The organism is Paracoccus versutus, assembly GCF_000763885.1.
In the GTDB taxonomy this organism is placed as follows: domain Bacteria; phylum Pseudomonadota; class Alphaproteobacteria; order Rhodobacterales; family Rhodobacteraceae; genus Paracoccus; species Paracoccus versutus.
The window spans coordinates 44755-59609 of the sequence record NZ_JRKO01000009.1 but is presented as its reverse complement, the minus strand read 5'-3'; the positions used below and the strand labels follow the sequence as shown (position 1 = coordinate 59609).

Here is a 14855-nt window from a genome sequence, read left to right as displayed (position 1 = left end):
CTGGTTATGTCCATCCAGACACAACGAATGGACCCGCCCGATGCGCCTGTCTTTCCTTGCCGCCGCCCTGATCGCGCTTGCGCCTGCCGCCCAGGCCGACGAGATCACCATCTTCGCCGCCGCCAGCCTCAAGGACGCGCTGGACGAGATCGCCGCCACCTGGCAGGAAAGCCATGGCGATACGGTGGTGATCTCCTATGCCGGCAGTTCGCAGCTTGCCAAGCAGATCCAGGAGGGCGCGCCGGCGGACCTGTTCATCTCGGCCTCGAGTTCGTGGATGGATGCGGTGCAGGAGTCGGGCGACATCGACCCGGCGACGCGCCGCGACCTGCTGGGCAATACGCTGGTGCTGGTCGGCACCGGCAAGCCGGCCGAGGCGCCCGTGACCGAACTGCCCGGCCTGCTGGGCGACGGCAAGCTGGCCATGGCGATGGTCGATTCCGTCCCCGCGGGGCAATACGGCAAGGAGGCGCTGACCTCGCTGGGCCTGTGGGATCAGGTCGAGGGCCAGGTGGCCCAGGCCGACAACGTCCGCGCCGCGCTGAAGCTGGTCGCCACCGGCGAGGCGCCGCTGGGCATCGTCTATGGCAGCGATGCCGTGGCCGAGCCGGGCGTGGGCGTGGTCGCGACCTTCCCGGTCGACAGCCATGAAAAGATCACCTATCCCGCCGCGGTGACGACGGGGGCCGATACGCCGCAGGCGGCGGCCTTTCTTGACAGCCTGTCGCAGGAACCGGCAAGGTCGGTCTTTGAATCGCAAGGCTTTACCGTCACGCAATGATCCCGACCGATTGGCTTGGCCCCCAGGAGTGGCAGGCCGTGCGGCTGTCCCTGCGGGTCGCCGCCGTCGCCACGCTGGCCGGCCTGCCGCCGGCCGTCGCCGTCGCCTGGCTGCTGGCCCGGCGGCGCTTTCCGGGGCATGGGCTGCTGAGCGGCATCGTCCACCTGCCGCTGATCCTGCCGCCGGTCGTCACCGGCTACCTGTTGCTGGTCACGTTCGGCACGCAGGGGCCGGTGGGCAGCCTGCTGAAACCGCTGGGCATCGTCTTTGCCTTTCGCTGGACCGGCGCGGCGCTGGCCTGCGGCATCATGAGCTTTCCACTGATGGTGCGCGCCATCCGCCTGGGATTCGAGGCGGTGGACCCAAAGCTTGAACAGGCGGCCGCCACGCTGGGCGCGCCGCGGGCCTGGATCTTCGTGACCGTGACGCTGCCGCTGATCCTGCCCGCGATCCTGGCCGGGGCGACGCTGGGCTTTGCCAAGGCGATGGGCGAGTTCGGCGCCACCATCACCTTCGTCTCGAACATTCCCGGCCAGACGCAGACGCTGCCCTCGGCCATCTATGCGCTGTTGCAGGTGCCTTCGGGCGATGCAGCGGCGCTGCGGCTGGTGCTGGTCTCGGTCGTGATCGCCATGGGGGCGGTGCTGGTGTCGGAATGGCTGGCCTGGCGCATGACCGCGCGCATGAATGGGCGCGCCGAGGGGCGGGCCTGATGCTGGAGGTCGCCTTTCGCCACGATTTTCCTGGGCTTTCGCTTGATGTCGCCTTCCAGGCACCGGGCGGGGTGACGGCGCTGTTCGGCCCCTCGGGCTGCGGCAAGAGCACGGCGATCAACGCCATCGCCGGGCTGTTGCGCCCCGACCAGGGCCGCATCGCACTGGACGGGCGGGTGCTGTTCGACGGCAGGACCAACCTTTCGCCGCAGGCCCGGCGCATCGGCTGCGTGTTCCAGGACGCGCGGCTGTTCCCGCATATGACGGTGGCGGCGAACCTGCGCTATCCCTCGCGCTGGCGGCGCGGGGCGGCGCGGGACTTCGACCGCATCACCGGGATGCTGGCGCTGGAGCCCCTGCTGCATCGCCGCCCCGGCACGCTGTCGGGCGGCGAACGCCAGCGCGTGGCCATCGGGCGCGCGCTGTTGTCGGATCCGGCGCTGCTGGTCATGGACGAGCCGCTGGCGGCGCTGGACGAGGCGCGCAAGGCCGAGATCATGCCCTGGCTGGAACGCCTGCGGGACGAGATCCGGCTGCCGATCCTCTATGTCAGCCATTCGGTGCCCGAGGTGCTGCGGCTGGCGACGACGGTGGTGCTGATGCGGCAGGGGCGGGTGGTCCATTCCGGCCCGCTGGCCGCGATCCTGGCCGATCCCGAACTGGCCCCGCAGCTGGGCGCGCGCGAGGCGGGGGCGCTGATCCGCGCCACGGTCGAGGCGCGCGAACCCGACGGCATGGTCCGGGTCGCCACCGCCGGCGGGCCGATGCTGCTGCCCGGACTGGACCTGGCGCCGGGGCAGGCGCTGCGGCTGCGCATCCTGGCGCATGAGGTGATCCTGGCGCGCGAGGCGCCGCGGGGCCTGTCGGCGCTCAATCTGCTGCCGGTCACTGTGACCTGCGTCGAGGGCGGGCTGGTGCAACTGGCGCTGGGGCAGGGCGCGCAGCATGAGCGGATGCTTGCGCAGGTCACGCTGCGCTCGGTCAAGGCGCTGGAATTGCAGCCGGGAACCGCCTGCCACGCCATCGTGAAATCGGTTTCGGTCCTGCCCAGCTAGGACGGTCGAGCCTTTGTCATTTGCGCCTCGCCCCGGATTGCGCTTATCCTGCCCGCAAAAAACATGAGGGCAGTATGAACAGGTTTCTCAAGCTCGCCATCGTCGGGCTGGTGGCCTCTTGCGGAGGGGGCGGGAACTACAAGGCGCCGCGCAATCTGGAAAGCGCCTGCGCCATCGCGGCCGAACGGCCCGCCTACATGCGTGCGATGAAGGCGACCGAGCGGCGCTGGGGGGTGCCGGTGCATGTGCAGATGGCGACGATCCACCAGGAATCGAAATTCATCGGCAATGCCCGCACGCCGCATCAATATGCGCTGGGCATCATTCCGATCGGCCGGCAAAGCTCGGCCTATGGCTACAGCCAGGCGCTGGACAGCACCTGGGACGATTACCGCAAGCAGACCGGCAACCGCCGCGCCCGGCGCGACAATATCCGCGACGCCACCGATTTCATGGGCTGGTACATGAACGATTCGGCGCGGGTGCTGGGCATTTCCAAATGGGACGCCGCCTCGCAATACCTGGCCTATCACGAGGGCCGCTCGGGCTTTGCCAGGGGCTCGCACAATTCGAAGCCCTGGCTGATGGGCGTGGCCGGCAAGGTCCAGGCCCGGTCCGAGGCCTATCGCAGCCAGCTTGCCTCCTGCCGCTGACCGGGTTCGCCCGCCTATTGCCGGCGGGCGATCTCGTTCTGGATGGCGAAGGTCGAGGCGGGAAAGCTCATCCCGGTCTGCATGTCGCCCAGGATCACCGTGGTCCGCTTGCCGGTGTCGTCGGTCACCACCCATTGCCGCAGCTGGGTCGGATTGGCGGTAAAGACCATCTGGATATTGCCGTATTCGGGATGCTGCGGATCCTGCGCGGTGACGACGGTGGTGTTCTTCTTCTCGGCATAGCCTGTGACCATGCGCGCCCGGCTCAGGTCGATGTTGGGCGCCAGGATCAGCGACAGCGGCGTCTTGGACAGCGGGTATTGCTGCGGCGCACCGCGCGTCTTGCCGTCGAACACGGCGACGTTGCCGGCCGAGGCCATGACCAGCGTGCGGTCGCCCTTGTATTCGAAGCGCACCCGCTGCGGGCGCTGGATATAGACCACCCCGGTCGAGATCGAGCCGTCGGCATTCACCTGGGTGAAATCCGCCTTGGCGGTCTTGAGGCTGTTGAGATAGCGCGAGATCTCGTTCAGCGGGATCTTCTCGGCCAGGGCGGGAAAGGCCAGGGCCAGGCACAGGACGGGCGCAAGGGCGAGCGACTTCAGTTTCATGAGCGGAATGATACCGATTCTCCAATGACTTGCACATCACGTTCGCTGGATGCGCGGCGCCTCAACGCTGACGAAGGCGTGAGCGTTCCCTAAAGCCGCCGCCCGGTCAGCAGGCGCGGCATCGGCTCGAGGCTAAGCCCCGCCGCCTGGCGCATGAAGCCGCGCCGCAGGGGCGGGATGGCATCGACCAGGCCCATGCCGATCTCGCGCGCGGTGCGCAGCAGCGGATTGGCATTGGAAAACAGCGCGTTCACCCCGTCCATGCCAAGCGCCAGCGCCGTCGCATCGGGCCGGCGCCAGTCCTCATAGCGCGCCAGCACCAGATCGGCGCCGATGTCCTCGCCGCGGCGGCGGGCGGCGACCAGCACTTCGGCCAGCACCGCCACATCGCGCAGGCCCAGGTTCAGCCCCTGCCCGGCGATGGGATGCACGCCATGCGCCGCATCGCCGACCAGCGCCACGCGCGGGGCGACGTAGCGCTCGGCCAGGGTCAGGTTCAGCGGATAGGAAAAGCGCGGCCCGACCAGCCGGATCTCGCCCAGGAAATCGCCGAAGCGCGGGCGCAGCACCGCCAGGAATTCGTCATCCGGCAGTTCCATGATCGCGCGGGCACTGGCCTCGGCCTCGGACCAGACGATCGAGCTGCGATTGCCCGGCAGCGGCAGGATCGCCAGCGGCCCGGTGGGCATGAAATACTGATGCGCGGTGCCTTCGTGCGGCAATTCGTGATCGACCGCCGCGACCAGTGCGATCTGGCCATAGTCATGGCCGATGCGCCGGATGCCGGCCCGCGCCGCCACGCCCGATTGCCGCCCGTCGGCGCCGACCAGCAGCCGGGCGCTGATGCTGCGGCCGTCCGACAGGGTGGCGCGGATCGCCGCGCCCTCGGCCTCTTGCCCGGTGACGGACAGGCCGGGCAGATGCGTGACCCGCCCCTGCATCGCGGCCAGAAGCGCGCGGTAAAGGAAGCGGTCCTCGAGCATGTAGCCCAGCCGGCCTTCCTCGAGCTCGGCGCCGTCGAAATGCAGCCCGAAGGGGCCGGCGCCTTCGCCCGGCGCGCCCTGCGTCGCCTCGACCTTGCGGATTTCCTGCGCGTTCGGCGCCAGCTCGGGCCACAGCCCCAGCGCGGCCAGCAGCCGCTGCGAGGCCAGCGCCAGCGCATAGGCGCGGCCGTCGAAGGCGTCGCCGGCGCGGGCATCGGCGGGGCGGGCGTCGGCCACCGCCACCGACAGGCCGGCATCGGCCAGGGCCAGGGCAAGGGCCGGGCCGTTCAGCCCGCCGCCCGCGATCAGGATGTCGAAATCGGTCCTCATGGGACGCAATATGACCGTCGGCCGGGCAATGTCCATGCGTCATGGCGGCCGCCAAGCGCATTGCGGGCCAGCCCGCGCCGGGATAGCCTGTGCATTATTTGGTATCTGGATTTGATCGGTCGGGGGAAGGGCATGGATTGGCTCAGGGCATCTGCGGCGGAACAGGGAAGGGCGATCCTGGCCGGGCTCATCAGCCCGGTCGAGCAGGCCGAGGCCTATCTGGACGCCGCGGCCCGCCATCCCTATGGCGACCGCATCTATGCCCGGCTGACCCCCGAGCGCGCGCGGGCCGAGGCCATCGCCGCCCATGACCGCGCCCGCGCCGGGCTGCGCCGCGGCTTGCTGGACGGGGTGGCGATCAGCTGGAAGGACAATATCGACAGCGCCGGCATCGCGACCGAGGCCGGCTCGCGCCTGCTGGAGGGCCGCGTGCCCCGGCAGGATGCCGCGATCCTGGCCGGGGCGACGCTGGACGGGCTGGTCTGCCTGGGCAAGACGCATATGACCGAGCTGGCCTTTTCCGGCCTAGGCGTGAACCCGCGCACGGCGACGCCGCCCAACAGCATCGACCAGGAACTGGCGCCGGGCGGCTCCAGCTCGGGCGCGGCGGTTTCGGTGGCGCTGGGGCTGGCGGCGGCTGCGGTGGGGTCGGACACCGGCGGCTCGATCCGGGTGCCGGCGGCCTGGAATGGGCTGGTGGGCTTCAAGCCGACCACGGGCGCAGTCAGCGGCGCCGGCATCGTGCCGCTGTGCCGCCGCTTCGACGTGGCCGGTCCCATCGCCCGCACGGTCGAGGATTGCGCCGAGCTTTTCGCCGTGCTGCGTGGCGAGCCCGCCCCCGACCTGGCCGATGCCAGCCCGCGCGGGCTGCGGCTGATGGTGCTGGACGGCGTGCCCTTCGACGAGGCGCGGCATGAGCCGGTCGCCGGCTTCGAGGATGCGGTGAACCGCCTGGCCCGCGCCGGCGCCCGCATTACCCATGCCGCGCCGCCCTGCGTGGCCGAGGCGATGGTGCTGGCGCCGCTGCTGTTCGCGCCCGAGGCCTATGGCATCTGGCGCGAGCAGATCGAGGCCGCGCCCGAGCTGATGCACCCGCCGATCCTGGAGCGCTTTCGCGGCGGCCAGTTCGTGCTGGCGGCCGATTACGTCGCCGCCTGGGAGGAGTTGGGCCGGCTGCGCGCCGATTGGGCGCGGCTGGTCGCCGGTTTCGACGCGGTGATCCTGCCCACGGCGCCGATCCTGCCGCCGCCGGTGGACCGGCTGCTGGCCGAGGAAGAGTTCTTTGCCCGCGAAAACCTGCTGACGCTGCGCAACACCCGCATCGCCAACCTGCTGGACCTGCCGGCGGTCAGCCTGCCGACCGGCCATCCGGCCTGCGGCATCACGCTGATGGGCCGCGCCGGCCAGGACCGCGCGCTGCTGGTGGCGGCCGCCGCAGCCGAGGCGGCGCTGCGCTGAGGCGTGGATTTTCCGGGAAAATCCGGCACGGACGGGCGCAATCTGGCGGTGAAACTCTGGACGCATGGGGGGATTGCCGGTAGTCTTGCGGCAAAACGGGGCGCAACGACCCCGACTGAGAGGCAGTCATGGCAATTCCCGAGCGGTTCTCGAACCTGCCGGATTACGCGTTTCCGCGCCTGCGGACGCTGCTTGCGGGCATCGACCCCGGCGGCGATCCCCTGATCCTGACCATTGGCGAGCCGCGCCATGCGCTGCCGGATTTCGTCGGCCCGGTCATGGCCGAAAGCATCGCCGATTTCGGCAAATACCCCTCGAACGAGGGCACGGCCGAGTTGCTGGCCGCGATCTCGGGCTGGCTTGCCCGCCGGCACGGGCTGGATGTCGCGCCCGAGCGGATCATGGCGTTGAACGGCACGCGCGAGGGGCTGTTCAATGCCGCCCTGGCGCTGGCGCCCGAACGCAAGAACGGCCAGCGGCCGGCGATCCTAGTGCCGAACCCGTTCTACCAGGTCTATGCCGTGGCCGCCGCCGCCGTGGGCGCCGAGCCGGTCTTTGTCCCCGCCACGGCAGAAACCGGCCACCTGCCGCGCTTTGCCGGCCTGCCGGCCGCGGTGCTGGACCGCGCCACCGTGGCCTATCTGTGCTCGCCCGCCAATCCGCAGGGCAGCATCGCCTCCGAGGATTATCTCGAGGAACTGATCGCCCTGGCCGACCGGCACGATTTCCTGGTTTTCGCCGACGAGTGCTATTCCGAGATCTGGCGCGACGCGCCGCCGCCCGGCGCGCTGGCGGTGGCCACGCGCATGGGGCTGGCCGATCGGGTGGTGATGTTCAACTCGCTGTCGAAACGCTCGAACCTGCCGGGACTGCGCTCGGGCTTTGCCGCCGGTGGACCCCAGCAGATCGCGCAGATGCGGCGGCTGCGCAGCTATGCCGGCGCGCCGCTGCCCCTGCCGGTGCAGCGCGTCAGCGCCATGGCCTGGGGCGAGGAGGGCCATGTCGAGGCCAGCCGCGCGCTTTACCAGCAGAAATACCGCATCGCCGACCGGGTGCTGGGCAATGTGCCGGGCTATCAGCCGGTGCAGGGCGGCTTTTTCCTGTGGCTGCCGGTGCCCGAAAGCGTCGGCGACGGTGAGGATGCGGCGAAAAAGCTGTGGGCCGAGGCGGGCATCCAGGTGCTGCCCGGCGCCTATCTGGCCCGCGACAGCCTGGCCGGCAATCCGGGCCGGAATTTCATCCGCGTGGCGCTGGTCGCGCCGGCGGAGCAGACCGAGGCGGCGCTGAACCGCCTGAAGAATTGTTTGTATCAAGGGGGTTGACGCATGGCGAGCTGGCAGGCGAAACACCGCGATCCGCTGTTTGACCAAAGCACGCAGGCGGCGCTGGAGCGGCGCGGCAAGGAACTGCTGGGCGCGGGGCTGGTCATTCTGGGCGTGCTGATCGCGATGATGCTGGTCAGCTATTCCCCCGACGATCCCAGCTTCATGTCGGCGACCGACCAGCCGGCGCAGAACTACCTGGGCCGCTTCGGCGCCTATGTCGCCTCGGCGCTGTTCATGATCACCGGCTACGGCACCTGGATCCTGGTGGTCGGCGCCGTGGTCTGGGGCCTGCGGCTGATGCTGCACCGGGGCGAGGAACGGCTGATGCGCGGCATCTTCCTGCCCATCGCCATGGTGCTGGTCTCGATCTATGCCACCTCGATGGCGCCGCCGCCGGACTGGACGCAAAGCTTTGGCCTGGGCGGGCATCTGGGCGACATGCTGATGGGCGGCATGCTGTCGGCCATGCCGATGAAGGCTTCGGTCGCGATCAAGCTGCTGGCGCTGCTGACCGCCGTCGGCACCGTCGCCTTCCTGGCCTTCGTGCTGGGCTTCGACCGCAAGGAGCTGACGACCATCGGCACCTTCCTGCGCGAGGGGCTGGCCACCGCCCGCGTCCTGGCGCTGCAGGCGATGGATCGCGGGGCGCGGCTGTCCTCGGGCGCGGCGCGCGGGCTCAAGACCCGCGCCGATGCCCGGCGCGAGCGCGTGGGCCACGCCGGTTCCGCCGCCCTGCCGCAAGCGCCCCGCGGCGGCCTGCCGGGCCTGCGTCCCGCGCCGGCCCCCCTGGCCGATGATCGCGACTTTGCCCCCGAGCCCGAGCTGATCGACCCCGAGACGCATTATGCCGAGGATGACGAGCCGCCCTCGAACGCCGCGGTCAGCGCCCGCATCACCGATGCGATCCGCAGCCGTTCCGAAGGCGCCCGTTCGGAAGGCGCCCGTTCGGAAGGCAAGGGGCTGCTGTCGGCGGTGACGGCGCGGCTGACCGGCGCCCGCGCCGCGCCCGCCCGGCACGAGCCGCCGCTGCGCGCCGGCGAGGACGAGGATGACGAGGATTTCGCCGAACCCGTCACCGTTGCGCCCTTCGGCGCCGAGACGCCGCGCGTGGTGGTGCCGCCCAAGAAGCCCGCCCCCTCGCGCCAGGCGCAATCCGAGGCGCAGCCGGCGCTGCGCTTCGACGATGCCGCCAGCCATTACGAGCATCCGCCGCTGTCGCTTCTGACCGCGCCGACCACCGTCGAGCGCCACCAGCTGTCGCAAGAGGCGCTGATGGAGAACGCCCGCATGCTGGAGGCGGTGCTGGACGATTACGGCGTCAAGGGCCAGATCACCGAGGTCCGCCCCGGCCCGGTGGTCACGCTTTACGAGCTGGAGCCCGCGCCGGGGCTGAAGGCCAGCCGGGTGATCGGGCTGGCCGACGACATCGCGCGGTCGATGTCGGCGCTGTCGGCGCGGGTCTCGACCGTGCCCGGTCGCTCGGTCATCGGCATCGAGCTGCCCAATGCCCGGCGCGAAAAGGTGGTGCTGCGCGAGATCCTGGCCTCCAAGGCCTATGGCGACGGCACCCAGCCGCTGCCCCTGGCGCTGGGCAAGGACATCGGCGGCGGGCCGGTGGTGGCCAACCTGGCCAAGATGCCGCACCTGCTGATCGCCGGGACCACCGGCTCGGGCAAGTCGGTGGCGATCAACACCATGATCCTGTCGCTGCTCTACAAGCTCACGCCCGAGGAATGCCGGCTCATCATGATCGACCCCAAGATGCTGGAACTGTCGGTCTATGACGGCATCCCGCACCTGCTGTCCCCGGTCGTCACCGACCCCAAGAAGGCGGTCGTGGCGCTGAAATGGGTCGTGGGCGAGATGGAGGAACGCTATCGCCGCATGTCCAAGATGGGCGTGCGCAACATCGAGGGCTATAACGGCCGCGTCCGCGAGGCGCTGGACAAGGGCGAGATGTTCAAGCGCACCGTCCAGACCGGCTTCGACGAGGATACCGGCGAGCCGGTCTTCGAGACCGAGGAATTCCAGCCCGAGACCTTCCCCTATATCGTCGTCATCGTCGACGAGATGGCCGACCTGATGATGGTGGCCGGGAAAGAGATCGAGGCCTGCATCCAGCGCCTGGCGCAGATGGCGCGGGCGTCCGGCATCCACCTGATCATGGCGACGCAGCGCCCCTCGGTCGATGTCATCACCGGCACGATCAAGGCGAACTTCCCGACCCGGATCAGCTTCCAGGTCACGTCCAAGATCGACAGCCGCACCATCCTGGGCGAGCAGGGCGCCGAGCAATTGCTGGGCCAGGGCGACATGCTCTACATGGCCGGCGGCTCGCGCATCACCCGCGTCCACGGGCCCTTCGTTTCCGACGAGGAGGTCGAGGAGGTGGTGAACCACCTGAAATCCTTTGGCCCGCCCAGCTACATGTCCGGCGTGGTCGAGGGCCCAGACGAGGAGCGCGCCGACAGCATCGACCAGGTGCTGGGCCTGTCCTCGGGCGAGGGCGGCGATGCCGAGCTTTACGACATGGCCGTCGCCATCGTGGCCAAGGACCGCAAATGCTCGACCTCCTACATCCAGCGCAAGCTGGCCATCGGCTACAACAAGGCCGCGCGGCTGGTCGAGCAGATGGAGGAACAGGGCGTCGTTACCCCGGCGAACCATGTCGGCAAGCGCGAGGTTCTGGTGCCCGAGGTATAGCCGGGCCGCGCATCGGGATCGGGATCGGGATCGGGGCCGGGCCGTCGCGCCCGGCCTTTTTCATGCGCCGGCCTAGCCCGCCAGCCGGCCCAGGTGCAGCGCCAGCGCGTCGCGTGCGGCGGGGCGGATGACCGAGCCGTGGTTTTCATCGGGATGCGGGCGGTGGACCAGGTCGAGCCCTGGAAGGCCCGACAGCGGGGCCAGGATCGGCGGCACCCCGGTCCCGGAATTGGCGACCAGCAGCGGCACTGCCGGGTCCAGCCGCCCGCCCGCCGCCAGGATGCCGCCGCGAAAGGCGCGGGCCTCGCGCAGCGGCTCGCCGGCGTTCCACCAGGTCGAGGGGTCGGCGGCGGCATAGCGGGCGAACAGGCGCGGCCGGGTGAACAGCGCGTTCAGCACGAAGAGCCCGCCCAGCGAATGGCCGAACAGCGTCAGGTTGCCCGTATCCAGCGGCAGGCGCCGGCCGAGTTCGGGCAGAAGCTGCGCCGCGATCATCTCGAGCAGGGCGTCCTGCCCGCCGGTCGGGCGGTCGCCGGGACCGCGCTGCCCCTGCCTCGCCGGGACCGCCTGCTTGCCGGGCGAGGTCAGGTCGAACCAGCGGCGGGTGGGGTCGAAGCGGGTCTCGACCGGATAGCCGATGCCGACCAGCGCCACCGGCGCCTCGGGCGCCAGTTCCTCGCGCAGATGCCACAGGATCGGGAAGGTCGCATTGCCGTCCAGCGCCAGGATGGCGGAATAGCCGCCCGGCGGCGCCGCGACCGAGGGCAGGCCCAGGAAGATGCGCCAGGGCGTTTCGGCCGGGCCAAGGTCGAAATGGCTGGCGCGCGGATCGGCGATCTTCTCGGCCGGTTCCAGGCCGCGCTGCCGGCGTTCCTGCGCCCACGCCATGCTGCCGGCCATTGCGACCAGCGATGCCGCAAGGATGCTGCGCCGGGTAAGGGGGATCTGCATCGTCGCCTCCGGTCGGTCGGGGGGCTGGCGGGAAGCGGCTTGCCCTTGCCCGCACGGCCTAGCCGCCGCAGGCCGGACGCGCAAGCCCGGCGGCGCTGGTCCCTGGATCAGCCCTCGTGCCCCATGATCGGCCGGGCCTGGGCCGCGCGGTCGGCGCCCGAGCCTTCGTCCACCGTCACCACCACCGACAGGCCCGGCTCCAGGTATTCCGCCATCTCTTGCCCAGGGTCGATCGCGATGCGCACCGGCAGGCGCTGCGCGACCTTGGTGAAGTTGCCGGTGGCGTTCGAGGCGGACAGCAGGCTGAACTCGGAGGCGGTGGCGGGCGAGAACGCCTCGACCCGGCCGGTGAAGGCGCGGTGGCGCATGGCGTCCACGGTGAACGTGGCGCGGTCGCCGATGCGGATGCCGTGCAGCTCGGTCTCGCGGAAATTGGCGATGACCCAGACCTCGGGGCCGACATGGCTGACCAGCGCCGTGCCCGCCGTGACATATTGGCCCAGCCGCACCCCGACCTGGCCCAGCCGCCCGTCGGAGGGCGCGCGGATCACCGTATTGTCCAGGTCGATCCGCGCCAGCTCCACCGCCGCGCGGGCCGAGGCGATCTCGGCGCGCTTGGCGGCCAGTCCGACCTCGGCGCCGGCGACGTTCTCGCGCGCCACCGCGATGGCGCTTTCGGCCTGGGTGACGGCCGCCTCGGCCTGGCGCAGCGACAGTTCGGACTGGTCGGCCGAGCTTTGCGCCGTCACGCCGCGCGATTGCAGGGCCTGCGCGCGGTCCCAGGTCGAGGCCGCCGTGTCCCGCGCCGCCTGCGCCGCGGAAAGCGCCGCCTGGGCCGATTGCAGGCTGGCCTGGGCGGAATGGACGCTTTGTTCCTGGATCTTCAGCGCCGCCTCGGCGCCTTCCAGCATGGCCTGGGCCTGGGCCAGCCTTTGGCGGTATTGCCGGTCGTCGATGCGGGCGATGACCTGGCCGCGGGCCACGGGCTGGAAGTCCTGCACCTCGACCGCCGCGACATAGCCCGACAGCTGCGGCGCAACGGTGGTCAGCTGGCCGCGGATATAGGCGTTCTCGGTCTGCGGATGCGCCGGGCGAAACGGCGGCAGGTGCCAGGCGTAAAGCACGATCAGCAGGCCGGCCAGGCCGGCGGCAAGCGCGATCAGGGTCGGGATCAGGTGGTTTCTGGTCATGTCTCGGGCTCGGGCTCGGGATGGGTCTGGGCATCGGCGGCAGGCGGCTTGCCCCGCGCCACCAGCCAGTCGCGGAACAGGTGCAGCAGCAGCGCGCAAAGCGCCGCCGCCGCCAGCAGGAAGGTCAGGAAATAGGCGTCGTTATAGGCCATGACATAGGCCTGGGCGCTGGCGTCCTGCGCGATCTGCGCCACCGCCTGCGCCTGGCGCTGCGCGGCATCGGCGATCTGCGGCGCCAGGGCCATGCTGCGCTGCGCGATCTCGGCCGCGGTCTGCGGGTCGGTGGCGGTCAGCTCTTCGCGCAGCACTTGCAGGTGCAGGGCCTGGCGGTGGTTGATCAGGGTCGAGAACAGGCCCGAGCCCATGGCGCCGCCCAGCGATTGCGTGGACAGAAAGACGATGACGAAGGACAGGATGTAGTTCGGCCCGCGCGCCAGGGCCGAAAGCAGCCCGCGCATCATCGCCGGCGCCAGGAAGAACGAGCCGGCAAAGGCGATCATCGCCTGGCTCAGCATCATCTGCGCCGGCCGGGTGTCCATGGTGGCATGGCTGTCCATGAAGGCGCCGGCGGCGATCAGCACCAGCGCGATGATGTGGAACAGCGGCACCCGCTCGGGCTTCATGAAGGGGATCAGCGCCAGCCCGCCCAGCACCGAGGCCACCGAGATCATCGCGAACAGCGGCACCAGCTGGTCCTGCGTCACGCCCAGCACCTGGAACATGCGCGGCGCGCCCGCGCTTTGCTCGGACAGCACCAGCCGAAAGATCAGCAGCGTCGCCGTCAGGTGCAGCATGGCGGGGCTGGCCAGCCAGCGGATGTCCAGCAGCGGCGCCTTGCGGTGCAGCTCGATCACCACGGCCAGGGTCAGCGCCACGATGGACAGCGCCAGCACCCAGCCCAGCCAGGCCACGTCGGTCCACCAATGGATCGAGCCCATGATGAAGCCGACCGTCAGCCCGCCGAAGCCGGTGGCGATCAGCAGCCAGCTGACCAGGTCCATGGCGGCGATCACCTTGACGCGCGGCGCCGAGGTCAGCGGCAGGGCATAGACCAGCCCCAGCGACACCGCCGCCAGCCCCAGGGCCATGTAATGCAGCCCGTCCCAGCCGTGGTCCCCCATCAGCGCGGGCGAGATCACCCGCGCCAGCATCGGCCCGGTCGCGACCATGGCCAGCACCATGGGCAGGCCCAGCCGCATCTTCCACTGGGGCGGCAACGGCTCCAGCATATACATGAAGGCCAGCGTGGACAGCGGCGCCGAGGCCATGCCGGCCACGAATTGCACCGCCACCGCCGAGCGCAGGTCCGAGATGGCAAGGGCCGCCAGCGACACCGCCAGATAGACCAGGATCGCCACCTCGGCAAAGCGGCGCAGGCCGAACTGGGTGCGGATCTTGATCAGCAACAGCGGCATCGAGGCGCGCGGGATCATGAAGGCCGCCATCAGCCAGGTCGCCTGGGTGGTGGTCGCGCCCAGGTCTCCGGCGATCTGCGGGATGTTGGTGCTGACGAAGCCCTGCGCCAGGCCCTGGGTTAGGCCGATGACGACCGAGGCGCCGATATAGCCCAGCGTGGCCGGCCAGGACATCGGCACGAAGGGCGGCGGCGCGCCCGCCGCGGCCGGGGCTGCGGGCGCAGGCGCCGCGGGGGCGGCCTGGGATCGGCTCATGCCTGCCGCAGCCTTTCGGCATTCCGCGCCATTTGCGCCAGCGTCCGGCGCGTCACCGCCAGATCCTCGGGCGCGATGCCCTGGGCCAGCGTGGCATCGACCTCGGCGCGAAAGCCCAGCACCGGCTCGATCCGCGCCGCCTCGGTCAGGTAGACGGCGTATTTGCGGCCGTCCTCGGGGATCGGGCGGCGCTCGGCCAGGCCCTGGTCCTCCAGCGCGTCCAGCAGGCGCTTCAGCGTGGGCGTCTCGATGCCCAGCATCGCGGCCAGCTGGGCCTGGCTTGCGCCCTCGTTGCGGCCGATGGTGGTCAGCAGCCGGGCGCGGGCAAAGGTCAGCCCGTATTGCTCGACGCGCTGTTCAAAGGCGGCGCGCAGGGTCCGGGTCAGTTCGATGAGCGATTCCACAAGCGTGAAGGGACGGTCTGGCATTGGT

13 protein-coding genes are annotated in these 14855 nt (G+C 70.4%); 7 read left to right on the top strand and 6 right to left on the bottom strand.

Annotated elements, in window-relative coordinates; all coding sequences use genetic code 11:
- The first annotated feature begins 40 nt into the window (after window positions 1–40).
- From modA to IT40_RS05365, 4 genes are all read left to right on the top strand, one after another.
- Window positions 41–781 (top strand): molybdate ABC transporter substrate-binding protein, encoded by a 741-nt coding sequence (modA, locus tag IT40_RS05380; protein ID WP_036751542.1) that lies wholly within the window; start codon window positions 41–43, stop codon window positions 779–781.
- Window positions 778–1494, top strand: coding sequence for a molybdate ABC transporter permease subunit (gene modB, locus IT40_RS05375; protein ID WP_036751541.1), 717 nt, complete (start codon window positions 778–780; stop codon window positions 1492–1494). Before modA ends, modB begins: the two co-directional genes overlap by 4 nt.
- Window positions 1494–2549 (top strand): molybdenum ABC transporter ATP-binding protein, encoded by a 1056-nt coding sequence (gene modC, locus IT40_RS05370; RefSeq protein WP_036751641.1) that lies wholly within the window; start codon window positions 1494–1496, stop codon window positions 2547–2549. The genes modB and modC overlap by 1 nt, the downstream gene beginning before the upstream one ends.
- Window positions 2550–2623: 74 nt before the next feature.
- The gene (locus IT40_RS05365; RefSeq protein ID WP_036751539.1) at window positions 2624–3202 is read left to right on the top strand and encodes a transglycosylase SLT domain-containing protein; all 579 of its coding nucleotides are present in this window, start codon (window positions 2624–2626) and stop codon (window positions 3200–3202) included.
- A 14-nt stretch (window positions 3203–3216) separates the two neighbouring features.
- Here the strand turns inward: IT40_RS05365 and IT40_RS05360 are convergent, their stop codons facing one another.
- Window positions 3217–3813 (bottom strand): LolA family protein, encoded by a 597-nt coding sequence (locus tag IT40_RS05360; RefSeq protein ID WP_036751537.1) that lies wholly within the window; start codon window positions 3811–3813, stop codon window positions 3217–3219.
- Window positions 3814–3902: 89 nt separating this feature from the next.
- Window positions 3903–5126 (bottom strand): UbiH/UbiF/VisC/COQ6 family ubiquinone biosynthesis hydroxylase, encoded by a 1224-nt coding sequence (locus IT40_RS05355; protein ID WP_036751534.1) that lies wholly within the window; start codon window positions 5124–5126, stop codon window positions 3903–3905.
- 132 nt (window positions 5127–5258) lie between these two features.
- Here IT40_RS05355 and IT40_RS05350 point away from each other — a divergent pair, with 132 nt between their 5' ends.
- The 3 genes from IT40_RS05350 to IT40_RS05340 all read left to right on the top strand — a co-directional run bounded on the left by IT40_RS05350 (window position 5259) and on the right by IT40_RS05340 (window position 10612).
- Window positions 5259–6584 carry an amidase gene (locus IT40_RS05350; protein WP_036751532.1) on the top strand — a complete coding sequence of 442 codons (1326 nt, stop codon included), beginning with the start codon at window positions 5259–5261 and terminating at the stop codon, window positions 6582–6584.
- A gap of 128 nt (window positions 6585–6712) precedes the next feature.
- Entirely contained in the window at window positions 6713–7906 is a 1194-nt protein-coding gene (locus IT40_RS05345) for an aminotransferase class I/II-fold pyridoxal phosphate-dependent enzyme (protein ID WP_036751530.1), read from the top strand.
- Between the two features lie 3 nt (window positions 7907–7909).
- The gene (locus IT40_RS05340) at window positions 7910–10612 is read left to right on the top strand and encodes a DNA translocase FtsK (RefSeq protein ID WP_036751528.1); all 2703 of its coding nucleotides are present in this window, start codon (window positions 7910–7912) and stop codon (window positions 10610–10612) included.
- Window positions 10613–10684: 72 nt separating this feature from the next.
- Here IT40_RS05340 and IT40_RS05335 read toward each other — a convergent pair whose 3' ends face one another.
- From IT40_RS05335 to IT40_RS05320, 4 genes are all read right to left on the bottom strand, one after another.
- Window positions 10685–11563, bottom strand: a complete 879-nt coding sequence (locus tag IT40_RS05335; protein ID WP_036751525.1) for an alpha/beta hydrolase — start codon at window positions 11561–11563, stop codon at window positions 10685–10687.
- Between the two features lie 107 nt (window positions 11564–11670).
- On the bottom strand, window positions 11671–12753 hold the full coding sequence (locus IT40_RS05330; protein ID WP_036751524.1) for an HlyD family secretion protein: 1083 nt from the start codon (window positions 12751–12753) through the stop codon (window positions 11671–11673).
- On the bottom strand, window positions 12750–14423 hold the full coding sequence (locus tag IT40_RS05325; RefSeq protein WP_036751522.1) for an efflux MFS transporter permease: 1674 nt from the start codon (window positions 14421–14423) through the stop codon (window positions 12750–12752). Before IT40_RS05325 ends, IT40_RS05330 begins: the two co-directional genes overlap by 4 nt.
- Window positions 14420–14851 (bottom strand): MarR family winged helix-turn-helix transcriptional regulator, encoded by a 432-nt coding sequence (locus IT40_RS05320; protein ID WP_036751520.1) that lies wholly within the window; start codon window positions 14849–14851, stop codon window positions 14420–14422. The genes IT40_RS05325 and IT40_RS05320 overlap by 4 nt, the downstream gene beginning before the upstream one ends.
- Window positions 14852–14855: the final 4 nt, after the last annotated feature.